The organism is Streptomyces sp. NPDC028331 (genome assembly GCF_055565775.1).
Genome location: NZ_JBVHTR010000009.1, coordinates 167,126 through 190,319, shown reverse-complemented (window position 1 = coordinate 190,319; position 23,194 = coordinate 167,126). Strand labels below are relative to the sequence as shown.

The window sequence follows — 23,194 nt, the reverse complement described above, 5'->3', positions numbered from 1 at the left end:
TCCCCCCGTGTCGCAACTCCCCTGAAAAGCGCCCATTTCTTTCCGATAAGGCGTCAATTGCGACGCCGTGAGCGATCACCCTTTCGTGTGCTTTTCACCAAAGACCTCAAGGGAGTTGGAAAGGGCGCCGACAAAGGATCCGTGAGTACCCTTGCGCACACCATGATGACCGCCGCCCGCTCAGCAGACTCCGGCATGGCCGGGCCGGGCGAACTCGACCGCTACCCCTACGCCGAGGCGCCCGCCGCCGACCGCGTCGGCGCCCCCTCGTGGGAGGGCGGGGACCCGGAGCTGGGCCGCGTCGGCCGGCGCGCCGCGGGCAGCCGCGGACGCGGACTGCACGGCCAACTCGTCCAGCAGCTCGGCCAGATGATCGTCTCCGGCGACCTGGGTGCCGACCGGCCGCTGGTGCCCGAGGAGATCGGCCAGCGGTTCGAGGTCTCCCGGACCGTCGTCCGTGAATCGCTGCGCGTCCTGGAGGCCAAGGGCCTGGTCAGCGCCCGTCCGAACGTCGGCACACGCGTACGCCCCGTCAGCGACTGGAATCTCCTGGATCCGGACATCATCGAGTGGCGTGCCTTCGGGCCCCAGCGCGACGACCAGCGCCGGGAGCTGAGCGAGCTGCGCTGGACCATCGAGCCGCTCGCCGCGCGCCTGGCCGCCGGCCACGGGCGCGAGGAGGTGCAGCAGCGGCTCGGCGACATGGTCGAGATCATGGGCCATGCGATGGGGCAGGGCGACTCCCTGACCTTCTCGCGTGCCGACGCGGAGTTCCACTCGCTGCTCATCCAGGTCGCCGGCAATCGCATGCTGGAGCATCTCTCGGGGATCGTCTCGGCCGCCCTTCAGGTCTCCGGCGGCCCGGTCACCGGCTGCGACCGCCCGAACGACACGGCCCTGTCGCAGCACGCCCGTATCGTCGACGCGCTCGCCGCGGGCGACGGCGCGGCCGCCGAGGGCGCCATGAGGCAACTGCTCACCGTCCACCCCGAGGTGGAGCGCGTGGTACCCGCGCCGCGCGAGCACTGACCGCGCACTGCCGGTGATGCGACCCGGGGGCGGGTACCCGTATCGGACGGCACCCGGCCCGCGCGGCCGGTCGCCGCGGAGCGCCGTACGCCCGCCGTCGGGCTCCGTCGGATCCTCCCGGGACCCGGCGGAGCCCGACGGAGACCGGCGGTCCCGCTTGGGGCCCAGGTGACGCCGCCGCCATCGGGTGATCCGATGCCGGTCATGGGGTGACCCGGTGCCGACCGCGGGTTGCCGGCTCGGCGGCGGATTCCTGGTGTCGGATACGGATTCCGGGATACGCGGGGTGTGGAACCGTCGACGGTCGAGTGTCGGCAGTGTCATCGAGCGTCTACTCCTGCCCGTATCTGGACGTTTTTGAGCGGTTACGGGGTGTGATCCGGGCCACGCAGATTGGGCGTAACGCTCTTCGGGGCTGCGCGATGACCTAAGAGGTGACAGCCGAGGAGGGAATACGGACGCCGTTCACGGCGCTGTGCATCTTCCCGGCCCCCGCCCGCGCCGTCGGCCCATCCCCAAGCCGGCGGTCGGCTCCTGTCCGTTGTGGATGGGGCCGGAAGCCGTTTTCCAACGTTCCGAGAGGTTGTTCGTGTCGGCCAGCACATCCCGTACGCTCCCGCCGGAGATCGCCGAGTCCGTCTCTGTCATGGCTCTCATTGAGCGGGGAAAGGCTGAGGGGCAGATCGCCGGCGACGATGTGCGTCGGGCCTTCGAAGCTGACCAGATTCCGGCCACTCAGTGGAAGAACGTACTGCGCAGCCTCAACCAGATCCTCGAGGAAGAGGGTGTGACGCTGATGGTCAGTGCCGCAGAGCCCAAGCGCACCCGCAAGAGCGTCGCAGCGAAGAGTCCGGCCAAGCGCACCGCCACCAAGTCCGTCGCGGCGAAGACGGTGACCACCAAGAAGGCCGCCGCCCCCGCCGCTCCGGCGGTCCCGGTCGCCGACGACCCGGCTGAGGACGCGCCCGTCAAGAAGGCCGCGGCCAAGAAGGCGGCGGCGCCGGCCAAGAAGACGACCGCCAAGAAGGCCGTCGCCAAGAAGACGGCGGCCAAGAAGACGACCGCCAAGAAGGACGACGTCGAGCTGCTCGAAGAGGACGTCCTCGAGGAGACCCCCGTCAAGGCCGGCGAGGAGCCGGAGGGCGCGGAGAACGCCGGCTTCGTCCTCTCCGACGAGGACGAGGACGACGCCCCCGCGCAGCAGGTCGCCGCCGCCGGTGCCACCGCGGACCCGGTCAAGGACTACCTGAAGCAGATCGGCAAGGTCCCCCTGCTCAACGCCGAGCAGGAGGTCGAGCTGGCCAAGCGCATCGAGGCCGGTCTCTTCGCCGAGGACAAGCTGGCCAACGCCGACAAGCTCGCCCCCAAGCTCAAGCGCGAGCTGGAGATCATCGCCGAGGACGGCCGCCGTGCCAAGAACCACCTGCTGGAGGCCAACCTCCGTCTGGTGGTCTCCCTGGCCAAGCGCTACACCGGGCGCGGCATGCTCTTCCTGGACCTCATCCAGGAGGGCAACCTCGGTCTGATCCGCGCGGTCGAGAAGTTCGACTACACCAAGGGCTACAAGTTCTCCACGTACGCCACCTGGTGGATCCGTCAGGCGATCACCCGCGCCATGGCGGACCAGGCCCGCACCATCCGCATCCCGGTGCACATGGTCGAGGTCATCAACAAGCTCGCGCGCGTCCAGCGCCAGATGCTCCAGGACCTCGGCCGCGAGCCCACCCCGGAGGAGCTGGCCAAGGAACTCGACATGACCCCGGAGAAGGTCATCGAGGTCCAGAAGTACGGCCGCGAGCCCATCTCCCTGCACACCCCGCTGGGCGAGGACGGCGACAGCGAGTTCGGTGACCTCATCGAGGACTCCGAGGCCGTCGTCCCGGCCGACGCGGTCAGCTTCACGCTGCTGCAGGAGCAGCTGCACTCCGTGCTCGACACGCTCTCCGAGCGCGAGGCGGGCGTCGTCTCCATGCGTTTCGGTCTCACCGACGGTCAGCCGAAGACCCTCGACGAGATCGGCAAGGTGTACGGCGTCACCCGTGAGCGCATCCGCCAGATCGAGTCCAAGACGATGTCGAAGCTGCGTCACCCGTCGCGCTCCCAGGTGCTGCGCGACTACCTCGACTAGGCCTCGGCCGTACGCCCTGGAGGGGCCGCTTCCTACGGGAGGCGGCCCCTTTGCGTGTGCGGGATGCGGCGAGCTGGATCACTGTGGGTGTTCTACGACCATCCGACAGTGAGGAGAGCGCATGCGTCGCCCCTACGTCCGATCCCTGGCACTCGCGGCCGCAGCAGCCCTGATACAGCTCGCGGCCCCCGCGCCGGCGACGGCCGACAGCGTTGTCATCGGAGGCGTTCCGGTCGACATCTCGCAGAGCCCCTGGACGGTCGCCCTCTCCAGCCGTGACCGATTCGGAGGTACCCGGGCGGGGCAGTTCTGCGGAGGCGTGGTGGTCAGTCCGTCCATGGTCCTGACCGCCGCCCACTGTCTGAGCGCGGCCGTCCTGGGAGCTCCGCCGGGGCGGGTGCGGGATCTGAAGGTGATCGCGGGCCGTACGGACCTCACGTCCAGCCAGGGCAAGGAGATCCCCGTGGCCTCGACGTGGGTCAATCCGCAGTACAACAGCTACATGAACACCGGGGACTTCGGTGTCGTCACACTCGCCTCCCCGCTCCCGGCGAGCTCGGTGCTCCCCATGGCGCCGGCCGGTGATCCGGCCTACACCCCGGGCACGCCCGCGACGGTGTACGGCTGGGGGGACGTCACCGGGAACGCCGACTACACGACCAGTCTGCGGGCCGCCAACCTTCAGGTCCTGACGGATGCGACCTGTGAACGGGCGTATCCCGGCGGTCTGGAGGGCAAGTACGTGGCGTCGTCCATGCTGTGCGCAGGGGCGCCGGAAGGCGGCCATGACGCCTGCCAGGGAGACAGTGGGGGGCCGCTGGTCGCCAAGGGACGCCTGATCGGCGTGGTCTCCTGGGGAAGCGGCTGCGGGCAGCCGGGGAGCCCCGGCGTCTACACGCGGGTCTCGGAGGCCGTCAAGGCGCTGGGGGGCGGCCACTGAGGGCGGCGCTTCCTGGAGCTTCGGGCCCCGTGAGGGGCACACCCGTGCGGGCTGTCGCGCGCACGGAGTGTGCGGTCGGTGTGTACCACGAGGACGCCGACCCTACGCGTCGTACGAGTACGGGCGGCCACTCCCCGGGTGGGGTGGCCGCCCGTTCACCGGCGTCGGTGCCGGTGCAGGCTCGTCGTGGAGGCGTAGGGTCAGCGCTCCTCGTCGGACGCGTTCGCCGGAACGGAGGTGAGCCGTTCCGTCTCGTCCTGTATCTCAGCGGCGATCTTCTTGAGTTCCGGCTCGAACTTGCGGCCGTGGTGGGCGCAGAAGAGCAGTTCTCCGCCGCTCAGGAGGACGACGCGCAGGTACGCCTGGGCGCCGCAGCGGTCGCAGCGGTCAGCGGCCGTCAGCGGGCTCGCGTGGGTCAGAACAGTAGTCACGTCGCCTCTTCTCTAGCTCGACGAGCTGTCGTACCAGGGTCAACATCCAACCAGGCCGAAAACGTTCCCGCTCGCGGCTTCTCCTCGAAAAAATCTTTCGAGCCGGCTGTCTGCTGCCGGTTGGCGGCGAATGTGCCGTATTACGTCTCTGGTGTCGTACGGGTTCGCTCTGTGTGTCGGTTGTCCGTCCTCCCGGCTGGTTGCCGGTTGTGGATGAGGACGTGCCCCGAGGCTAAATGGTTCATGCGCCCAAGGGAACGTGATATGTACTTCACCCCTCACGAGGGATCGAACGTCCGTACGACTCTGGATTAGTCTGAGTCATCGACGAGGGTGGCGTTACAACGGCTCTACCAGGCCTCGGTACCCTCGGAGCGGCGACCGAAGCCGCCCCCCTACCCCAAGGGGCCCCATGTGAAATTCAGCGAGGAGCGAACCGCGTGACCGCCGAGACGTCCGTGCCGTCCACAGCGCTGCTGACCGGAGCAGACCGGGACGGTTCCAACTACACCGCGCGGCACCTCCTCGTCCTCGAAGGCCTCGAGGCCGTGCGCAAGCGCCCCGGCATGTACATCGGCTCCACCGACAGCCGGGGCCTGATGCACTGCCTGTGGGAGATCATCGACAACTCCGTGGACGAGGCCCTGGGCGGCTACTGCGACCACATCGAGGTGATCCTGCACGACGACGCCTCGGTGGAGGTGCGTGACAACGGCCGGGGCATCCCGGTCGACGTCGAGCCCAAGACCCGCCTCTCGGGTGTCGAGGTCGTGATGACCAAGCTGCACGCGGGCGGCAAGTTCGGCGGCGGCTCCTACGCGGCGTCCGGAGGTCTGCACGGCGTCGGCGCGTCGGTGGTGAACGCCCTCTCCGCGCGCCTGGACGTCGAGGTCGACCGTGATGGCCACACTCACGCGATCAGCTTCCGGCGCGGCGTGCCCGGCGCTTTCGCCGCCGACGGCCCGGACGCGAAGTTCGAGGCCAAGGGCGGGCTGCGCAAGACGAAGAAGATCCCCAAGACCCGCACCGGCACGCGCGTGCGCTACTGGGCCGATCGCCAGATCTTCCTCAAGGACGCCAAGCTCTCCCTGGAGACGCTGCACCAGCGCGCCCGCCAGACCGCCTTCCTGGTGCCCGGTCTCACCATCGTCGTCCGTGACGAGTACGGGCTCGGCGAGGGCGGCAGCAAGGGCGAGGAGTCCTTCCGCTTCGATGGCGGCATCAGCGAGTTCTGCGAGTACCTGGCGAGCGACAAGCCGGTCTGCGACGTCCTCCGCTTCTCCGGACAGGGCACCTTCAAGGAGACGGTCCCCGTCCTGGACGACCACGGCCAGATGACGCCCACCGAGGTCACCCGGGAGCTCGGCGTCGACGTGGCGCTGCGCTGGGGCACCGGTTACGACACGACGCTCAGGTCGTTCGTGAACATCATCGCCACGCCGAAGGGCGGCACCCACGTCGCCGGCTTCGAGCAGGCCGTCACCAGGACGATGAACGAGGTCCTGCGCGCCAAGAAGCTGCTGCGCGTCGCCGAGGACGACATCGTCAAGGACGACGCCCTCGAGGGGCTGACCGCGGTCGTCACGGTGCGCCTGGCCGAACCGCAGTTCGAGGGGCAGACCAAGGAGGTCCTCGGCACCTCCGCGGCGCGCCGCATCGTGGCGAACGTGGTCTCCAAGGAGCTCAAGGCGTTCCTGACCTCCACCAAGCGCGATGCCGCCCAGCAGGCCAGGGTCGTCCTGGAGAAGGCCGTCGCCGCCGCCCGCACGCGTATCGCGGCCCGCCAGCACAAGGACGCGCAGCGCCGCAAGACGGCCCTGGAGTCCTCGTCACTGCCCGCCAAGCTCGCCGACTGCCGCAGCGACGACGTCGACCGCAGCGAACTGTTCATCGTCGAGGGCGACTCCGCGCTCGGCACGGCGAAGCTCGCGCGGAACTCCGAGTTCCAGGCACTGCTGCCGATCCGCGGCAAGATCCTCAACGTCCAGAAGTCGTCCGTCACGGACATGCTGAAGAACGCCGAGTGCGGCGCGATCATCCAGGTCATAGGAGCGGGGTCCGGCCGCACCTTCGATCTCGACGCGGCCCGCTACGGCAAGATCATCATGATGACCGACGCCGACGTGGACGGTTCCCACATCCGGACCCTGCTCCTCACACTGTTCCACCGCTACATGCGGCCCATGGTCGAGGCGGGCCGCGTGTTCGCCGCGGTGCCGCCGCTGCACCGCATCGAACTGATCCAGCCCAAGAAGGGCCAGGACAAGTACGTCTACACGTACTCGGACCGTGAGCTGCGCGACAAGCTCCTCGAGTTCCAGAGCAAGGGCATCCGGTACAAGGACTCGATCCAGCGCTACAAGGGCCTCGGCGAGATGGACGCCGACCAGCTGGCCGAGACGACGATGGACCCGCGTCACCGCACCCTGCGCCGGATCAACCTCTCCGACCTCGAAGCCGCCGAACAGGTCTTCGACCTCCTGATGGGCAATGACGTGGCACCGCGCAAGGAGTTCATCTCCAGCTCGGCGGCGACACTGGACAGGTCCCGCATCGACGCGTAGTCGCTGCGCCGGCCGGGAGGGTGTTCCGGGGCGGGGTGGCGCCTCGGGATGCCTGCCGACTGCATCTCGGCCGACTGCATCTCGGGCGCACGAGGGCCGGGCCGACCGCCGCTGAGCGGGCCGGGGCAGCGGGGCGGCGCCGGCGTACCGGCGTCTCAGGTGCCGTACCGCCAGGCCCGCCCAGCGCCGGATGCCGTCGTCGTGCTCGCCCCAGCGCCGGACGCCGCCGTGCCCGCCCCGACGCTCCGACCCCGGTCGGCGCTCGTGGCTGGCCGCGCCCCAGGGTCTCCACCCCCGGGTGGAGGCGAGGCGGGTCCGAGGATCCACCCGCGATCCACCCCGGCTCCGATCTACCGCCCCGCCGGCTTCCGTAGCGTCGAAGGCGTCGACGGCACACCCGCCGCGGCAACCCCTTCCTCGCCCACGGAGGCCACGATGTCCGGGCTCACCGACGCCCTGCTGATCGCCGCCGCGGTCGTCCTGGTGCTCGCGCGTCAGTTCCGCGCGCGCCGGGTGTCCGCCGACCGCCGCTGGTGGGTCGTGCCCGCAGTCCTGGTCTTCCTGGCCGTGCGCCGGCCCGGTGTCCTCGACCCCCATCACCACGCCGAGTCCGTCCTGCTGATCGTGGCCGAGCTGCTCATCGGGCTGGCCACGGGAGCCGGCTGGGCCTGGACCACCCGCATATGGACCGAGCCGGACGGCACGGTCTGGAGCCGCGGAACCAAGGCGAGCGTGGCGGTGTGGGTCGTCGGCATAGGCCTGCGCGTGGGGCTCTTCGCCATCGCTGCGGCCCTCGGCGTGCACCAGGACAGTTCCGCGCTGCTTCTCGCCCTGGCCGCCACCCTGCTGGTGCGCAGCGGGATCCTGGTCTGGCGGTCGCGTTCCGTGTCCGCCGCTCAGGTGCAGGGCCCGGCATACGGTGGGCGCGTGACCCCGCCCTCGAGGAAGGAGACCGTGTGACGGAGGACGCGTGGACTCGCTGGCCCTCCCGCGAGGCCCTGTCCCGCGCCGGCGTATCCAGCGCCCGGCGCGGCCTCGCCCGGATCGCGCGGCTCGTCGCTCTCGGCATGCTCCTGTGGACGACCTTCACGGACGGCAGCCTGCACTCGTGGGGAATCGTCGCCGCCGCGCTCGGAGTCCTGATGTGCGCGGCAGGCGCGTGGGCCTTCTTCCGGGCCACCCTCCACCACCGGCTGCTGCCCTCGGTCATCCTGCTGGCGGCGCTCCTCGGGCTGGGCGCGGCAGCGTACGTGGGGGACCTCCGCGTGCCGGCGATGGTGCTGTGGTGCGGCTGCGCCATCGGCGCCATGGAGCGGCTGCCCCTCGCGGCCGCTGTCCCCGCCTCCGGTGTGGGGCTCGGGGCGTACGCGGCGGTGACCGATGACGCCTGGCTGACCACGACGGTCACCGTCGTCGGCATCGCGCTCGCCGGCTATGTCCTGCGCCTCGACGCCGAGGCACGTGGCAACGCCCTGCGGCTGCTCGCCCAGGAGAGGGCTGCGCGAGCGGCCGAGGCGGAGTCGGCGGCCCTGGCGGAGCGGACGCGGATCGCACGGGAGATCCACGACGTACTGGCGCACAGCCTCTCGGCGCAGTTGGTGCACCTGGAGGCGGCCCGGTTGCTGATCGAGGCGGGAGCCGACCGGGACAGGATCCTGGAGCGGGTCGTCGCGGCACGGGGGATGGCCCGGGACGGGCTGGCCGAGACCCGGCAGGCACTCTCCGCGCTGCGTGGGGAGATGTCCCCGCTTGAGGACTTCCTCAGCGAGCTCGTCGCCACGGCGGACGGGGCGGACATCACCTTCACGGGTGAGCGTCGGCCGCTGCCCGTCGAGGCTTCCCAGGCCGTCCGCAGGGTCGCTCAGGAGGCGGTGACCAACGTCCGCAAGCACGCTCGGGGCGCCAAGGTGCACATACGGCTCGAGTACGCCGAGCACCACGTGACGCTGGACGTACGGGACTCGGGCGGTTCACCCGGAGAGCTGGCCGGGTCGGGGGCCGGATACGGTCTGCTGGGCATGCGAGAGCGGGCCGAGCTGCTGGGCGGCTCGCTGCAGGCAGGGCCCGGCGAGGAGGGATTCGTGGTGACGCTGAAGGTACCCGTATGACGGAGGAGGACGGCACGAAGCCCGCCCGAGTGGTGGTGGCGGACGATCAGACGGTGGTACGCGAGGGCATCGTGATGCTGCTCGGGCTGCTGCCCGGCATCGAGGTCGTCGGCGCCGCCGGGGACGGCGAGGAGGCGGTCCGGCTCGTCGCCGAGCTGGCGCCGGACGTGGTGCTGATGGACCTGCGCATGCCGCGCTGCGACGGTGTGGAGGCCACGCGGCGCATCCGCGCCGAGCACCCCGGCACCCAGGTCGTCGTGCTGACCACCTTCGCGGACGACGAGTCGCTGTTCCCGGCGCTGAGAGCCGGGGCGCGCGGCTACCTCACCAAGGACGCGGGCGGGGACGAGATCGTACGGGCGGTGCGGAGCGTGCTGTCCGGGGAGGCGGGGCTGTCCCCGAGCATTCAGCGACGCCTGCTGGAGCGGCTGGCGCAGCCGGCGGAGCCGACAGCGCCCGCCCAGGCGCCGGACGGGCTCACCACGCGGGAGACGGAGGTGCTCGTACTGATCGCCGAGGGGCTCACCAACCAGGAGATCGCGCGCAGGCTGCACGTGTCCACGGCCACCGTGAAGACCCACATCAACAATCTCTTCGCCAAGACGGGGCTCAAGGACCGTGCGCGGGCGGTGCGTTACGCGTATGCGAAGGGGCTGGTCCGGCCCCCCTCGCAGTGAGTCACCTGATGGGGTGAAGCGTTTCGGGAAGAAGAGTCTGGGATCTTCCCGCTCTGTCCATGCTTGGGCATGAGGTCAAACAACGATCGTTCCCGCAGAGGCGGGGACGGTCCCGAGAGTTCGGTTGAGAAGCACCACGGCTGCGATCCGGCCCCGGCAGGCGCGGGAGCGACCGGGCAGGCGGAGTACGACGACCCCTGGTACGACGCGCTCGCGTCCGGCTGGGGCGAGCTGGACGGGACGGGCGCCCCTGCCCCGGTCGTGCCCTCCGCGCGCCGGGAAGAGGAAGGCGTCGGCCGCGTCGCCGACGTCTATGTGCAGGTGCAGCGCAGCGCGGCGTTCCAGGAGGTGCGCAGCCGGTACCGGAGGTTCGTGGTCCCGGGTCTGGTGGTCTTCTTCACCTGGTACGTGGGCTATGTGGTGACCGCGCAGACGGCACCGGGGCTGATGGCGCGGCCGGTGGCGGGAGCCGTGAACGTGGCGATGCTGGCGGGGCTCGGGCAGTTCGCGACGACGTTCCTGTTCACGTGGGCGTACGCACGGCACGCACGGTTGCGCAGGGACCGCGCCGCGCTCGATCTCCGGTGGGACACCCAGGAGTTGACACGGCCGCTCCGAGGTGGCGAGCGGTGACCGGTCACCATCAGACGGCGCTGCTGCTGTTCGGCGTGTTCGTCGCGATCACCCTGGCGATCACCACCTGGGTGAGCCGGGACCGGCACGGGTCGGCGGAGGAGTTCTACGCGGGCGGGCGCCTGTTCTCACCGATGGAGAATGGTTTTGCCATCGCGGGCGACTACATGTCGGCGGCCTCCTTTCTGGGCGTGACGGGGCTCATCGCCCTCTTCGGGTACGACGGGATGCTGTACGTGGTGGGCTTCCTCGTCGCCTGGCTGGTGGTGCTCTTCTTCGTCGCCGAACTGGTACGCAACTGCGGGCGGTTCACGCTCGCCGACGTCGTCGCGGCACGGATGGGCGAGCGCCGGGTGCGGATCGCGGTGGGGACGTCTTCGGTGACGGTGTCGGTGCTGTACCTGGTGGCGCAGATGGTGGGCGCGGGCAGCCTCGTCGCGTTGCTCTTCGGGGGGACGAGCGCGGCGGCGCGCGCGTGGACGGTGGTCGTCGTCGGAGCGCTCATGGTGATCTACGTGACGCTGGGCGGGATGCGGGCCACCACCTGGATCCAGATCGTCAAGGCGGTCCTGCTGCTCGGCGGTACGGTCGCGCTGACCGTTCTGCTGCTGATGCGTTTCCACGGCGACGTCGACGCGTTGCTGCGCACGGCGGCGGAGCGGAGCGGGCACGGGGACGCGTTCCTCGCTCCCGGGCTGAAGTACGGCGGCAACTGGACCGCCCGCATCGACTTCGTCAGCCTGGGTCTGGCGCTGGTGCTGGGCACGGCAGGGCTGCCGCACATCCTGTCCCGCTTCTACACCGTGCCGACGGCGCGCTCCGCCCGCCGTTCGGTGGTGTGGTCGGTCGGGCTCATCGGCGGCTTCTACCTGATGACGATCGTGCTGGGCTTCGGTGCGGCCGCCGTCGTCGGCCCGGACGCCGTGCGCGCGTCCAACGCCGCCGGGAACACGGCGGTGCCGCTGCTGGCCCAGCGACTGGGCGGCGGCGCGGACACCACCGGGGGGACGGTCCTGTTCGCCATGGTCGCCGCGATCGCCTTCGCCACCATCCTCGCGGTCGTGGCCGGTATCACCCTCGCCGCCTCGGCCGCCGTCGCCCACGACCTTCACGCGTCGCTGCGGCGCAGCCGCCCCGAGCCGCACAGCGAGGTGGCGGTGGCGCGGGCCGCCGCCGTCGGCATCGGTGTGGTCGCGATCGCCCTCAGCCTGCTGGTCCGCGACCTCAACGTGGCCTTCCTGGTGGGGCTCGCCTTCGCGGTGTCCGCGTCCGCGAACCTTCCGGTGCTGCTGTACACGCTGTTCTGGCGCGGCTTCACCCCACGCGGCGCCGTCTGGGCGGTCTACGGCGGCCTCGTGCCCGCACTGGGGCTCGTGCTGCTGTCCCCGGTCGTCTCGGGCAGCCCCGGATCGCTCTTCCCGGCCGTCGACTTCCAGTACTTCCCGCTGCAGAACCCGGGCCTCGTCTCCGTCCCGCTCGGCTTCCTCGCGGGCTGGCTCGGCACGGTCACCTCTCCGGAAGCGCCGGACGAAGCCAAGCACGCGGAGACCGAGGTGCGGTCACTGACGGGCGCCGGAGCGGTCTGACAGGGCGGGCGTCCCGCCGACGTACCCGTGCGCCGGGGCGCCCCGTCACCCCCTACGGCGCCACCCATGCGTACCGGTGCTCGGGCCGCCCCGTGTCGCCGTACTTCAGGGACAGGTGCAGTCGGCCCGCCTGTTCCAGATGCCGCAGATAACGCTGGGCGGTGGAGCGGCTCAGGCCCGTCCGGGCCGCCACCTCGTGCGCGGAGAGCGGCCGGCCGGCCCGGTGCAGCACCTCGCAGATGAGGTCCGTCGTCGGTTCGGAGTGGCCGCTGGGCAGCCTCGGCGACGGGATCACGGGCATGGTGCGCAGGGCGCTGAAGATCCGGTCCACCTGCTCCTGGCCGGCCACGCCCCGGCCGCCGACGCGGTCGACCGTGCGGCGCAGGGCGGCATAGGAGTCGAGGCGGGTGCGCAGGGCCGCGAAGGTGAACGGTTTGACCAGGTAGTGCAGCGCGCCCAGACGCATGGCGGCCTGGACGGTCGCCACGTCGCCGGCGGCAGTGATCATGATGACGTCGGTGCCGTGGCCGTGGTCGCGCATGCGGTGGACCAGTTCGAGCCCCGTCTGGTCGGGCAGATAGTGGTCGAGCAGCACCAGGTCGATCGGGGCGCGTTCCACCGCGGCGAGCGCCTGGGCAGCGCTGTGCGCGCGGGCGGCGACCCGGAAACCGGGAACCTTTCCCACGTACTTGGCGTTGATCTCGGCGACACGGAAGTCGTCGTCCACGACCAGGACGTCAATCATCGGGCCTCTTTCTCCCAAGGCCGTGCGGGCGTTACGCCCGTGTTTCGGCTCCGCAGTTGTAGCGCGAGCAAAAAGAGCACAACAGACTCTTGCAAGCAGAAGTCGAGCTTGCGCCCAGAAGACTCCTGCCGTGGCCCGTGCCACACCTACCGTCCCGGGCCATGAGCGCAGACACGAGCCCCGCCATCGAGCTACGGGGCGCGAGCAAGACCTTCCGGACCCCGTCAGGCGGTTTGCACACGGCTGTAAGGAACCTCGACCTGACGGTCGGGCGCGGCGAGTTCGTCGCCGTCGTCGGACCCACCGGATGCGGCAAGTCGACGACCCTGACCCTGGTCAGCGGTCTGGAGGAGCCCACCGAGGGCGAGGTCCTGGTGGCCGGCGAACCGGTCGCCGGAGTCGGGGACAAGGTCGGTTTCGTCTTCCAGCAGGACGCCACGTTCCCCTGGCGCACGGTCCTGTCCAACGTGATGGCGGGCCCGCGTTTCCGTGGCGTGCCCAAGGCGGAGGCCAAGCAGAAGGCACGCGAGTGGCTCGCCCGGGTCGGGCTCGCCGCCTTCGAGGACCGTTACCCCCACCAGCTCTCCGGCGGCCAGCGCAAGCGGGTCGCCCTCGCCGCCACCTTCGTCAACGACCCCGAGATCCTGCTGATGGACGAACCGTTCTCCGCGCTCGACGTGCAGACCCGGGCGCTGATGTCGGACGAACTGCTGGAGCTCTGGGAGGGAACGGGCGCCTCGGTCGTCTTCGTCACCCACGACCTGGAGGAGTCCATCGCGCTGGCCGACAAGGTCGTCGTGATGACCGCCGGACCCGCCACCGTGAAGCAGGTCTTCGACATCGACCTGCCCCGCCCGCGCAAGGTCGAATCGGTGCGCCTGGAGCCGCGGTTCATCGAGATCTACCGCGAGATCTGGGAGTCCCTGGGCGAAGAGGTCCGCATCACGCGCGAGAGGGGTGCCGCCCGTGTCGCCTGAGGTCATCTCCGCGCCCGCTCCCGCCGACACGTCCAAGCCCGACCGCGCCCACTCGCGTGCGCGCGCCGCCCGCAGACGCAAGGCGGTCGTCCTGCTCGTGCGTGTGCTGCTCCTGGTCGCCGTGCTCGGCCTCTGGGAGGTACTCTCGCGGACCAAGGCCATCGACCCGTTCAACTTCTCGATGCCGTCGAAGATCTGGGACCAGATCTCCACCTGGGTCATGCACGGCACCGCACAGGGCTCGCTCGGCGAGCAGATCTGGGTCACGCTCCACGAGGCGCTGCTCGGCTGGATCATCGGTGTGGTCGCCGGTGTCGTGTGCGGTATCGCGCTCGGGCGGATCGCCTTCCTCGCCGACGTCCTCGGCCCCTACATCAAGGTGCTCAACTCCATCCCCAGGATCGTCCTCGCCCCGATCTTCGTGATCTGGTTCGGACTCGGGCCGTCCTCCAAGATCGCCTCCGCCGTCGTCCTGGTCTTCTTCCCGGTGTTCTTCAACGCCTTCCAGGGCGCCCGCGAGGTCGACCGCAACCTCGTGGCCAACGCCCGCATCCTGGGCGCGAGCGACCGCCGGGTGACACTGCAGGTCGTCATCCCGTCGGCCACCTCGTGGATCTTCACCAGCCTCCACGTCAGCTTCGGGTTCGCCCTCATCGGCGCCATCGTCGGCGAGTACATCGGTGCCACGAAGGGCATCGGGCTGCTCGTCGCCCAGTCCCAGGGCACCTTCAACGCGGCCGGCGTCTACGCAGCGATGGTCATCCTCGCGGTCGTCGCGCTGGTGGCCGAGGGACTGCTCACCTTCGCCGAGCGCCGCATCTTCCGCTGGAAGCCGTCGGACTCCGGTCACTGACCGCCCCGGAAGCCTCCTTCGACACCCCCCTCGAGATCCGTTCTCCTCCCGCACCGCCCTCCCACAAGGACGTGAACCGTCATGCGCAAGTCCGCCAGAATCGCCGCCCTCGCCGCGGCCGGCCTGCTCGCCGCCACCTCGCTCACCGCCTGCGCCAACGACGCGGCCACCACCGCCTCGTCGGACTCCGGCAGCAAGGGCGACGGCAAGGGTGAGAAGGTCAAGATCATGGTGGGTGGCCTGGACAAGGTCATCTACCTGCCCGCGATGCTCACCCAGCGGCTCGGCTACTTCGACGCCGAGGGCCTCGATGTGGAGCTGCTGAGCGAGCCGGCCGGTGTGCAGGCCGAGACAGCGCTCGTCTCCGGCCAGGTCCAGGGGGCCGTCGGCTTCTACGACCACACGCTCGACCTGCAGACCAAGGGCAAGCACGTCGAGTCCGTGGTGCAGTTCTCGCAGGCCCCCGGCGAGGTGGAGATCGTCTCCGGCAAGGCCGCCAAGGACATCACCTCGCCCAAGGACTTCAAGGGCAAGAAGCTCGGCATCACCGGACTCGGGTCGTCGACCGACTTCCTCACCAAGTACCTCGCGGTCAAGAACGGCGTGAACGTCAGCGAGTTCAGCCCGGTCGCCGTGGGTGCCGGCCCGACGTTCATCTCCGCCCTCCAGCAGGGCTCCATCGACGCCGGCATGACCACCGACCCGACCGTCGCCAATGTCCTCGCCAAGAAGCTCGGCAAGGTGCTCATCGACATGCGCACGCCGCAGGGGTCGCAGGAGGCGCTCGGCGGCCCCTACCCGTCGTCGAGCCTGTACATGCAGACGGACTGGGTCAACAGCCACAAGGACACCGTCCAGAAGCTCGCCAACGCGTTCGTGAAGACCCTGAAGTGGATGTCCACGCACTCCGCGGACGAGATCGCCGCCAAGATGCCGGCCGACTACTCGCAGGGCGACAAGACGCTCTACGCGGCCTCCATCAAGAGCACGCTGCCGATGTTCACCAAGGACGGCGTGATGCCCGAGAACGGTCCGGAGACGGTCGAGAAGGTCCTCAAGGCGTTCAACCCCAACATCAAGAACGCCACCATCGACCTGGGCAAGACATACACCACGGAGTTCGTGAAGAAGGCCACGGGCTGAGCCCGACGGCCGTGCCTCAGGCGCGGGTCGCCCACACGTAGCGGTGCTCGGGGCGGCCCGCGTCGCCGTACCTCAGGGTCAGCGTGGCCCGTCCCGTGCGCTCCAGGAGTTTCAGGTAGCGCTGGGCGGTCTGGCGGCTCAGCCCGGTCCGCTCGGCGATCTCCTGGGCGGACAGCGGCCCCTCGGCGTCCACCAGGGCACGGCGTACCAGCTCGGCCGTCGTCGCCGAGTGCCCCTTGGGCAGCCCCGGGGTGGAATCCGCCGACAGGGCCCCGAAGATGCGGTCGACCTCCGCCTGCTCGGCCTCACCGCCGCCGTCGAGGGTGCGGCGCAGCGCGGCGTACGCCTCCAGCTTGGCGCGCAGCCCCGCGAAGGCGAACGGCTTGACCAGGTACTGGAGCGCGCCGTGCCGCATCGCGGCCTGGACGGTCTCGATGTCACGGGCCGCCGTCACCATGATCACATCGGTCTGGTGGCCCCGTCGGCGCATCTCCTGCACGACCGCGAGCCCCGTGCCGTCCGGCAGGTAGTGGTCCATCAGCACCAGGTCCAGGCGGGGCAGCGTCTCCATCTGGCGCAGCGCGTCGGACGCGTTGTGCGCCTGGCCGACCACCCGGAAGCCGGCGACCTTCTCCACATACGCGGCGTTGACCCGGGCGACCCGGGGGTCGTCGTCCACGACCAGTACGTCGATCGGCCGGGTCATCGCGACCTCTCCTGGGGTGTCGGGGCGGGTGTGTCCGGGACCGGCGCCCTGTCCGCCGGTGCCCGGGGTGCGGGGGCGGCGACCCCTCGGTCTCCGGTAGCCGGCTCCGGTTCCTCGAGCGCTTCGGGGAGGACGACGACGAACTCCGCGCCTCCTCCGTCCGCCTCGGCCACCTGGGCGCTGCCTCCCTGGCGTTCGGCCAGGCGGCGCACCAGGGACAGCCCGATCCCGCGCTTGCCGTGCGCCGGGGGCTGTTTGGTGGACCATCCCTCGGTGAAGATCAGTTCCCGCCGCTCGGCGGGTATTCCGGGACCGGTGTCCCGCACCCTGAGGACCGCCGTGCGTCCCTGAGCGCGCAGGTCGACCTCCACGCGCGCGTGCGGTGTGCCCGCGACGGCGTCGAGCGCGTTGTCGACCAGGTTGCCGACGATCGTGACCAGTCCTCTCGGGTCGATCAGCCGGTCCGGCAGCAGCGTCCGGTCCGCGATCCACAGGGCCACCCCGCGCTCGGCGGCGACCGTCGCCTTGCCCACCAGCAGGGCCGCCAGCAGCGGATCGTGGATCTTCTCGGTGACCTGTTCCGCCGTAGCCCTATGGTCGCCCACCACTTCGCCGACGAACTCCACGGCGTCCTCGTACATTTCCAGTTCCAGCAGACCCAGAAGCGTGTGCATGCGGTTGGCGTGTTCGTGGTCCTGTGCGCGCAGGGCGTCGATCAGGCCGCGGGTGGAGTCCAGTTCGCGGCCGAGCTGTTCCAGCTCGGTGCGGTCGCGCAGGGTGGCGACGGCGCCGCCGTCGTCGGTGGGCATGCGGTTGGCGACGAGGACCCGGTGCCCGCGCACGGTGAGCAGGTCGGTGCCGGTGACCCGTCCGGCCAGCACATCGGTCGTACGGCCCGCGCCGAGTGCCTCGTCGAGGGAGCGGCCGACGACCTCGTCGCCGATGCCCAGCAGGCGCTGCGCCTCGTCGTTGAGCAGTCGCACCCGGCCCGCGCGGTCCAGGGCGACGACGCCCTCCCTGATGCCGTGCAGCATCGCCTCGCGCTCGGCGAGCAGCGCCGAGATGTCCGAGAAGGCGAGGTCACGGGTCTGCCGCTGCACCCTGCGGGAGATCAGGTAGGCGGCCAGCGCGCCGATCGCCAGGGCCGCGCCCGCGTACGCGAACAGCCCCGGGATCGCGTGGATCAGCCGAGCCCTGACGCTGTCGTACTCGATGCCCACCGAGACCGCGCCGACGATCCTGCCGTGCGCGTCCAGAAGCGGCACCTTGCCGCGGGCGGAGCGGCCCAGGGTGCCGCTGTCGATCTGCATGACCTCCTTGCCGGCCAGAGCCACGCTCGGGTCCGTCGAGACGATCTTGCCGATCTGCCAGGTGTCCGGGTGCGACCAGCGCACCCCCTTCGTGTTCATCACCACGACGTACTCGGCGTGGCTGGCCTTGCGGATACGCTCCGCCTCCGCCTGCACGGGCCCGTCGGGCGACGGCAGCGTCGTCTGCAGATCCCTGGCGATCTGCGGCTGGGCCGCCGTGGTCTGCGCGATCGCCAGGGCCCGGCGCATCGCCTGGTCGTCCAGCAGACGGCTGAGCGGCGCCAGGAACAGTCCGGTGGCGAGCACGGCCACACCCGCGGCGATCGCCACCAGCATCAGCAGGACCTGCGAGAACATCCGCCGCGGCAGACCGAGGCGCAGCCGTCGTCCAGGGGCAGAGGGGCTCATGGGTACGACGGTACGGGGAGGGGCGCAGCGTGCCGTAGGGAGTGTGGTGTGGATCTCCTGTGCGGTGCGCGTGCGGCACGTGGCCGGGAGCCGTGCAGGGAGCCGTGCCCCCTGTGCGCGGCGGCCGCGCCTCAGCAGTGCGCCGGGTCGCCGAGGACCGCGGGGCGCAGCTCCCGCACCGAGACCACGTCCATCCGCGCCGGGGAGCCCAGCACCGAGCCGCAGCTCTCCGGGCGCGGCGGCAGCGAGGCGCCCTGGGCCACGACGACGCGCCACAGACGGCCGTCGGTGTGGGCGACGGTGACCTCCCAGCGAGGCGCCGCACCGTCCGTGCGCAGGACGGTCAGCGCTTCCGCCGCGTACTCGTGGGCCGCCGTGCGCACCGCGAGCTCCGCGGCCTGCGCCGGCCGTTCCCAGGCGGAGCTGCCGCGGCATCCCTCGACCACGACCCGCCCTTCGCGCACGGCCTGGAGGACCTCCTTGACGTGCGCGGCCTGCGCCCGCCCGTACGCGTATCCGAACGGCAGGACGAGCAGGGTGGGGGAGAAGCGGTGGCCGCCGAGGTGGGTGACCTCCCAGACGCCGTGGACTCCGGAGGCCGTCAGCTCTGCCGCGAGGGGACGGCCGAGGAGGGCACAGCAGCGGTCCCGCCTGCCGTTGGTGCAGACGAAGGCGAGCGGGTCGCCGGTGTGCGGCCGCCCCCGGAGTACCGAGTCGAAGCTGTGCGGGTCACCCATGCCGAGGGCGGCGAAGTCCAGATCGAGCAACACCTCCGGCGCGGTGGTCGTGGCGGCGTGCAGCCAGACGTTTCCGGGCACGGTGTGCGCCACGTAGACCTGCCGTTCGGCGGGTGTGCCGCAGTCGGCGTGCCGTCCGGGGCGGCGGATGAGCCCGATCCGTACGCCGGTGCCCTCCGCGGCCGCTTCCAGGGCCCGGCCGAGCGCCGGATCCAGGTGGCTGGAGGTGAGCGCCTTGGGGCCCCACGGGCCGGGCTGTTCCAGCAGCAGCCAGGTCCTCGCGGTCGCCGCGGTGCCCGCGAGGGGCTCGTCGAGGTCCCGGGACGCGGTCGTGCACGTACTCACGGAGGTAAGCCTAACCTGACCCGTTCGATGGCGACTTCCAGCCGTGCCGGGCGGGGCGCATCCGGGGCGCGCGCCCGAGTACGGGGGAGTGTGAGGAGCGCGTCCGGTGAGTGGTTGCGAGTGGACGCGCCCGGGGGCTCACTGAGGGAGCGGCTGCGGCGGACGCGCTCCGGCATAGCGCCCGCTCGGGCGCATGCGCAGCGGTCGCTCGTCGTACTCCTCCAAAGTGTGTGCGATCCAGCCCGCCGTGCGCGCGACGGCGAAGACGGTCTCGCCGGCCGTGGCGTCCATGCCGGAGGAGACCGTGAGAACGGCGAGGGCCAGATCGACATTCGCGCGCAGGGGAGTGTGGCGCGCCGCGGTGGACTCGATGTCCCGGGCCGCCGCCAACGCGGGGGCTGCGGACGGCATGTCCTCCAGCAGCGCGAACAGCGCATGCGCGCGGGGGTCCTCGCCGGTGTACAACCGGTGTCCCAGGCCGGGGATCCGGCGTCCGGCGCGCAGTTCGTCGGCCACCACGGGGACCGCGGTGCCCCGGTCCAGGACCTCCAGAAGCATCCGGTGCGCGAGGCTGCTGGCCGCGCCGTGCAGAGGTCCCTCCAGCGCGCCGAGCCCGGCCGAGACGGCGGCGTACGCGTGCGCGCGGGCGGAGGCGGCCACGCGCACCGCGAGGGTCGAGGCGGCCAGGTCATGGTCGACGAGCAGCCCGAGCGCCGTGTCCAGCACGCGCAGTGACGCCTCGTCGGGAGCACGGCCGGTGAGCCGCCCCCACAGGCGCCGGGCCAGCGGCTCGTCGTCGCGGTGGTCGTGACGCAGGGGCGGCAGGGCGGCGACGAGGGTGGGGATGAGGGTGCGCGCGGTGCCGAGGACCGCGTCCGGCGACAGGTCGAAGCGGAGCGGGTCGGCGGTGGCGGCCGCGATCGCCGCCACCCGCAGCCGGTCGAGGGGGCCGCTGTGCTCGGGCAGGGCGTTCACCGCGCGCCGGGCGACGGCGACGGTGGCGTCGGGGGCGGTGAAGGTGATCCCCGGCCGCAGTCGTCCGGTCCACAGCCACTCGGCGATCTCCTCGTAGGAGTGGCGCGCGGCCAGCTCGGTGGCGTCGACGCCGCGGTAGTAATAGCGGTCCTCGTCGATCAGGGTGATGCCCGTGCGGACCGAGAGGTCGGCCACGGTGGGTGACGTCCCGGCCGGTTCGCGTCTGTTGCGCCGGGCGAGCGCCGCCACCTCCTTGGCGTCGAAGGTGCTGCCGCGGCCGCCGGGCCGGCGCCGGCTGCTGAGCTGGCCGCGGCTGACGTACGCGTAGACGGTCTCGGGCTTCACGCCGAGCAGCTCGGCGGCCTCCTTGGTGGTGAGCCGACCCGCGTCGCCACCGGAAGCCGCTTGTTGATCCCTCATGGCCGACACCGTACCCATGGATTGCATATTGATTCAATCAATATTGACAGCAAGATAGTCAACCATAGACAGTCGAGTCAATTGCAAGGAGGGAACATGCCGATCAACAGGTCCGCACCCGCATCTGTCGACGTTCCGCGGGGACTCGCGGGTGTCGTCGTCACCGACACCGCATTGGGTGACGTCAGGGGAGTGGAGGGCTTCTACCACTACCGTCAGTACTCGGCCGTCGAACTCGCGCAGACCCGTGGGTTCGAGGACGTCTGGCACCTGATGGTCCACGGGGAACTGCCCGACGCGGTGCAGCGCTCGGCCTTCGCCGCACGCACCGCGGAACTGCGCCGGCTTCCCGACGACGTGCGTGCCGCACTTCCCGCGATCGCTGCGGCGAGCCGGCGGTCCGGTCCGCTGTCGGGGCTGCGTACGGCGCTCTCACTGCTGGGGGCGTCAAAGGGGTTCCGGCCGGTGTACGACATCGACGCGGACCAGCGGCGTCAGGACACGCTCGCCGCGAGCGCGGCCGTCCCCACGCTGCTCACGGCGTTGTACCGGCTGGGCAGGGGGCTCGACCCGATCGAGCCGCGGGAGGATCTGCCGCACGCCGCAAACTACCTGTACATGTTGACCGGTTCGGAGCCGGACGCGGCACGGGCGCGGGCCGTCGAGCAGTACTTGATATCAACCATTGACCACGGGTTCAATGCATCAACCTTCACGGCTCGGGTGATCGCCTCCACGGGGGCGGACGTGGCGGCTGCCCTGGTGGGCGCCGTGGGTGCGCTGTCCGGCCCGCTGCACGGCGGGGCACCGAGTCGCGCCCTGGACACGCTGGATGCGATCGGCACACCCGACCGCATCGACGCGTGGATTCGCGAACGCGTCCTCGCGGGAGACCGCATCATGGGCTTCGGCCACCCTGTCTACCGCACGGAGGACCCGCGCTCCCGGATGCTGCGCGGCATCGCGGAACGGTTCGGCGGCCCGCTGGTCGAGTTCGCGATCGAGGTGGAGCGTCATGTAGAGGCCATCCTCGCCGAACTGAAGCCCGGCCGGGAGCTCCACACGAACGTGGAGTTCTACGCGGGTGTGGTCATGGAACTCTGCGGCCTTCCGCGTGAGATGTTCACCCCCACCTTCGCGACGGCCCGGGTGGTCGGCTGGAGCGCCAACATCCTGGAACAGGCGGAAGACGCGAAGATCATCCGTCCGGCGGCCCGCTATGTGGGCCCGGAGCCACCGGTGGCGGTGCCGGCCGTGGCCTGAGGCGTGCAGAAGGTCCGGCACCGGTCTGGTGCCGGACCTCGTGAGTTCGGTGCGAGCGATGACCGGGGGTGGTGGGGCTCCGCTCGCCGTCCGGGACGGTCCTCAACGGGATGGCCATGAGGGTGGACTTCAACGGGCAGTCGAAGGTGGCGGATGCTGCCCCCGCTAGTGGTCCGGAATGTCGGCCTTTGCTCTGACGAGGGTCTCTCGACTGACGATGACGATGCGTTCGTAGTCCGCGCGTGCGGCGTCAGTAGGGAGTTCGCCTTCGAGCGTCGCCGTGGCCTCAGTTCCGATGACGGCAAAATTGCCGTCGCTGAGTTCGAAGATGTCTGGGCAGGTTTCACCGGTCATGCTCCCACGCTCGCGTGGGGAGGCGCCGATGCGACGCACGATCTTCAAGGGGTCCCCGATCTTGCTGTTGCAGGTGTTGAAGGCGGGGACAGGGTAGCTCACTGTGAAGTGGCACACGTTTCAGGCTTGAGCCAACTGGCGGTCACCCACGGCGGGTTGGGCGCGTCAGTACGGGGTTTCCTCGGTCGGAGGTTCACCCACGACCCACCACTGCTCTGTGTCCGCGTCATCCAGATCGCGGATGAGCGCATCCACCATCGTGCCCACCCGGGCCTCCACGGATTCGGCCTTGAGACTGGCGCGATGGTGCCGGGTCGCGTCCCAGTAGTCGCGGAAGACGGTGTTCCTGACGAGTACGCGAAGGTGCCCGTGCAGCTCTTCCAGGCTTGCGACGCCCATCCGGTACCCGAACAAGGCATGGGAATACAGCTCATTGGCGTACAGATACTGACGCCGCCGTGCGGGTGAATCCGTCTCGACGGTGCTCAGCACGGCGGCGAGCTCGGGATCCTCCAGTGCCTTGTCCACGAGGCGAAGCTGGATGCGGTGATACTCGGTCAGTCTCGCCCGGAGGTCGTCGGCATTCCTCGCCTCGACCGCCTGTCGACAGACTTCCGTACGCCGTCGCTGCTGCACGGCCTGCGCTGCCAGGGCCCCCGCCGCTAACACGAGCCCCACCGTCGCAGCGGAGCCCAGCCCCCTTGTCCCATGCCTCTGTGTGACCATGTCAACCCCCGAATCAGGCGACCGTCCGCCGGTCGTCGGGTGCGGGTCGACTGGTGGGGACCGGCGAGCGATGGGCGGCGCGCTTGCCGTCTCCCAGAGTGCCGAGCGGCTCTGATCGGCCGGGAGGCGGAGAGGA

The 23,194-nt window shown here is 70.5% G+C and carries 21 protein-coding genes; 13 read left to right on the top strand and 8 right to left on the bottom strand.

Annotated elements, in window-relative coordinates; all coding sequences use genetic code 11:
• Positions 1 to 141: 141 nt before the first annotated feature.
• The 3 genes from ACZ4SW_RS16145 (at position 142) to ACZ4SW_RS16135 (ending at position 4,097) form a co-directional block, all read left to right on the top strand.
• Positions 142 to 1,029: a FadR/GntR family transcriptional regulator gene (locus ACZ4SW_RS16145; RefSeq protein WP_468243031.1), complete on the top strand. Its 888-nt coding sequence runs from the start codon at positions 142 to 144 to the stop codon at positions 1,027 to 1,029.
• Positions 1,030 to 1,618: 589 nt separating this feature from the next.
• Positions 1,619 to 3,157: an RNA polymerase sigma factor gene (locus ACZ4SW_RS16140; RefSeq protein WP_468243029.1), complete on the top strand. Its 1,539-nt coding sequence runs from the start codon at positions 1,619 to 1,621 to the stop codon at positions 3,155 to 3,157.
• A gap of 121 nt (positions 3,158 to 3,278) precedes the next feature.
• Positions 3,279 to 4,097 carry a serine protease gene (locus ACZ4SW_RS16135; RefSeq protein WP_468243027.1) on the top strand — a complete coding sequence of 273 codons (819 nt, stop codon included), beginning with the start codon at positions 3,279 to 3,281 and terminating at the stop codon, positions 4,095 to 4,097.
• Between the two features lie 200 nt (positions 4,098 to 4,297).
• Here ACZ4SW_RS16135 and ACZ4SW_RS16130 read toward each other — a convergent pair whose 3' ends face one another.
• Entirely contained in the window at positions 4,298 to 4,528 is a 231-nt protein-coding gene (locus ACZ4SW_RS16130; protein WP_468243026.1) for a DUF7455 domain-containing protein, read from the bottom strand.
• A 440-nt stretch (positions 4,529 to 4,968) separates the two neighbouring features.
• On the opposite strand from ACZ4SW_RS16130, the gene ACZ4SW_RS16125 reads away from it, so the two are divergent.
• From ACZ4SW_RS16125 to ACZ4SW_RS16100, 6 genes are all read left to right on the top strand, one after another.
• The gene (locus ACZ4SW_RS16125) at positions 4,969 to 7,092 is read left to right on the top strand and encodes a DNA gyrase/topoisomerase IV subunit B (protein WP_468243024.1); all 2,124 of its coding nucleotides are present in this window, start codon (positions 4,969 to 4,971) and stop codon (positions 7,090 to 7,092) included.
• Positions 7,093 to 7,527: 435 nt separating this feature from the next.
• Positions 7,528 to 8,052, top strand: a complete 525-nt coding sequence (locus ACZ4SW_RS16120) for a DUF1453 domain-containing protein (protein WP_468243023.1) — start codon at positions 7,528 to 7,530, stop codon at positions 8,050 to 8,052.
• Positions 8,049 to 9,200: a sensor histidine kinase gene (locus ACZ4SW_RS16115; protein ID WP_468243021.1), complete on the top strand. Its 1,152-nt coding sequence runs from the start codon at positions 8,049 to 8,051 to the stop codon at positions 9,198 to 9,200. The genes ACZ4SW_RS16120 and ACZ4SW_RS16115 overlap by 4 nt, the downstream gene beginning before the upstream one ends.
• Entirely contained in the window at positions 9,197 to 9,877 is a 681-nt protein-coding gene (locus ACZ4SW_RS16110) for a response regulator transcription factor (RefSeq protein WP_468243018.1), read from the top strand. Before ACZ4SW_RS16115 ends, ACZ4SW_RS16110 begins: the two co-directional genes overlap by 4 nt.
• A 69-nt stretch (positions 9,878 to 9,946) precedes the next feature.
• On the top strand, positions 9,947 to 10,510 hold the full coding sequence (locus ACZ4SW_RS16105; RefSeq protein WP_468243016.1) for a DUF485 domain-containing protein: 564 nt from the start codon (positions 9,947 to 9,949) through the stop codon (positions 10,508 to 10,510).
• Positions 10,507 to 12,096 (top strand): solute symporter family protein, encoded by a 1,590-nt coding sequence (locus ACZ4SW_RS16100; protein ID WP_468243013.1) that lies wholly within the window; start codon positions 10,507 to 10,509, stop codon positions 12,094 to 12,096. Before ACZ4SW_RS16105 ends, ACZ4SW_RS16100 begins: the two co-directional genes overlap by 4 nt.
• Positions 12,097 to 12,148: 52 nt before the next feature.
• On the opposite strand, the gene ACZ4SW_RS16095 is transcribed toward ACZ4SW_RS16100, so the two are convergent.
• Positions 12,149 to 12,841: a response regulator gene (locus tag ACZ4SW_RS16095; RefSeq protein ID WP_468243011.1), complete on the bottom strand. Its 693-nt coding sequence runs from the start codon at positions 12,839 to 12,841 to the stop codon at positions 12,149 to 12,151.
• A gap of 161 nt (positions 12,842 to 13,002) precedes the next feature.
• Between ACZ4SW_RS16095 and ACZ4SW_RS16090 the strand changes: the two genes are divergently transcribed.
• The 3 genes from ACZ4SW_RS16090 (at position 13,003) to ACZ4SW_RS16080 (ending at position 15,814) form a co-directional block, all read left to right on the top strand.
• Entirely contained in the window at positions 13,003 to 13,818 is an 816-nt protein-coding gene (locus ACZ4SW_RS16090) for an ABC transporter ATP-binding protein (RefSeq protein ID WP_468243008.1), read from the top strand.
• Entirely contained in the window at positions 13,808 to 14,671 is an 864-nt protein-coding gene (locus ACZ4SW_RS16085; RefSeq protein ID WP_468243006.1) for an ABC transporter permease, read from the top strand. Before ACZ4SW_RS16090 ends, ACZ4SW_RS16085 begins: the two co-directional genes overlap by 11 nt.
• 81 nt (positions 14,672 to 14,752) lie before the next feature.
• Positions 14,753 to 15,814: an ABC transporter substrate-binding protein gene (locus tag ACZ4SW_RS16080; RefSeq protein WP_468243003.1), complete on the top strand. Its 1,062-nt coding sequence runs from the start codon at positions 14,753 to 14,755 to the stop codon at positions 15,812 to 15,814.
• Positions 15,815 to 15,830: 16 nt separating this feature from the next.
• On the opposite strand, the gene ACZ4SW_RS16075 is transcribed toward ACZ4SW_RS16080, so the two are convergent.
• The 4 genes from ACZ4SW_RS16075 to ACZ4SW_RS16060 all read right to left on the bottom strand — a co-directional run bounded on the left by ACZ4SW_RS16075 (position 15,831) and on the right by ACZ4SW_RS16060 (position 20,715).
• On the bottom strand, positions 15,831 to 16,520 hold the full coding sequence (locus ACZ4SW_RS16075; RefSeq protein ID WP_468243001.1) for a response regulator: 690 nt from the start codon (positions 16,518 to 16,520) through the stop codon (positions 15,831 to 15,833).
• A complete protein-coding gene (locus tag ACZ4SW_RS16070; protein ID WP_468242999.1) occupies positions 16,517 to 18,238 on the bottom strand; it encodes an ATP-binding protein in 1,722 nt (573 codons plus the stop codon). The genes ACZ4SW_RS16075 and ACZ4SW_RS16070 overlap by 4 nt, the downstream gene beginning before the upstream one ends.
• Positions 18,239 to 18,369: 131 nt before the next feature.
• Positions 18,370 to 19,320 (bottom strand): sucrase ferredoxin, encoded by a 951-nt coding sequence (locus ACZ4SW_RS16065; protein ID WP_468242996.1) that lies wholly within the window; start codon positions 19,318 to 19,320, stop codon positions 18,370 to 18,372.
• Positions 19,321 to 19,458: 138 nt separating this feature from the next.
• Positions 19,459 to 20,715, bottom strand: coding sequence for a citrate synthase (locus ACZ4SW_RS16060; RefSeq protein ID WP_468242994.1), 1,257 nt, complete (start codon positions 20,713 to 20,715; stop codon positions 19,459 to 19,461).
• Between the two features lie 96 nt (positions 20,716 to 20,811).
• On the opposite strand from ACZ4SW_RS16060, the gene ACZ4SW_RS16055 reads away from it, so the two are divergent.
• Positions 20,812 to 21,978, top strand: coding sequence for a citrate synthase/methylcitrate synthase (locus ACZ4SW_RS16055; RefSeq protein WP_468242992.1), 1,167 nt, complete (start codon positions 20,812 to 20,814; stop codon positions 21,976 to 21,978).
• 165 nt (positions 21,979 to 22,143) lie between these two features.
• On the opposite strand, the gene ACZ4SW_RS16050 is transcribed toward ACZ4SW_RS16055, so the two are convergent.
• Positions 22,144 to 22,380 (bottom strand): hypothetical protein, encoded by a 237-nt coding sequence (locus ACZ4SW_RS16050; RefSeq protein ID WP_468243207.1) that lies wholly within the window; start codon positions 22,378 to 22,380, stop codon positions 22,144 to 22,146.
• A 117-nt stretch (positions 22,381 to 22,497) separates the two neighbouring features.
• The gene (locus ACZ4SW_RS16045) at positions 22,498 to 23,058 is read right to left on the bottom strand and encodes a DUF6082 family protein (protein WP_468242989.1); all 561 of its coding nucleotides are present in this window, start codon (positions 23,056 to 23,058) and stop codon (positions 22,498 to 22,500) included.
• Between the last annotated feature and the right edge of the window lie 136 nt (positions 23,059 to 23,194).

Bases quoted from the DNA above. Each gene is read 5' to 3' on its own strand.
- ACZ4SW_RS16135 (WP_468243027.1), top strand. From the start codon at position 3,279: ATGCGTCGCCCCTACGTCCGATCCCTGGCACTCGCGGCCGCAGCAGCC.
- ACZ4SW_RS16120 (WP_468243023.1), top strand. From the start codon at position 7,528: ATGTCCGGGCTCACCGACGCCCTGCTGATCGCCGCCGCGGTCGTCCTG.
- ACZ4SW_RS16110 (WP_468243018.1), top strand. From the start codon at position 9,197: ATGACGGAGGAGGACGGCACGAAGCCCGCCCGAGTGGTGGTGGCGGAC.
- ACZ4SW_RS16105 (WP_468243016.1), top strand. From the start codon at position 9,947: ATGAGGTCAAACAACGATCGTTCCCGCAGAGGCGGGGACGGTCCCGAG.
- ACZ4SW_RS16095 (WP_468243011.1), bottom strand. From the start codon at position 12,841: ATGATTGACGTCCTGGTCGTGGACGACGACTTCCGTGTCGCCGAGATC.
- ACZ4SW_RS16090 (WP_468243008.1), top strand. From the start codon at position 13,003: ATGAGCGCAGACACGAGCCCCGCCATCGAGCTACGGGGCGCGAGCAAG.
- ACZ4SW_RS16080 (WP_468243003.1), top strand. From the start codon at position 14,753: ATGCGCAAGTCCGCCAGAATCGCCGCCCTCGCCGCGGCCGGCCTGCTC.
- ACZ4SW_RS16075 (WP_468243001.1), bottom strand. From the start codon at position 16,520: ATGACCCGGCCGATCGACGTACTGGTCGTGGACGACGACCCCCGGGTC.
- ACZ4SW_RS16070 (WP_468242999.1), bottom strand. From the start codon at position 18,238: ATGAGCCCCTCTGCCCCTGGACGACGGCTGCGCCTCGGTCTGCCGCGG.
- ACZ4SW_RS16060 (WP_468242994.1), bottom strand. From the start codon at position 20,715: ATGAGGGATCAACAAGCGGCTTCCGGTGGCGACGCGGGTCGGCTCACC.
- ACZ4SW_RS16055 (WP_468242992.1), top strand. From the start codon at position 20,812: ATGCCGATCAACAGGTCCGCACCCGCATCTGTCGACGTTCCGCGGGGA.
- ACZ4SW_RS16045 (WP_468242989.1), bottom strand. From the start codon at position 23,058: ATGGTCACACAGAGGCATGGGACAAGGGGGCTGGGCTCCGCTGCGACG.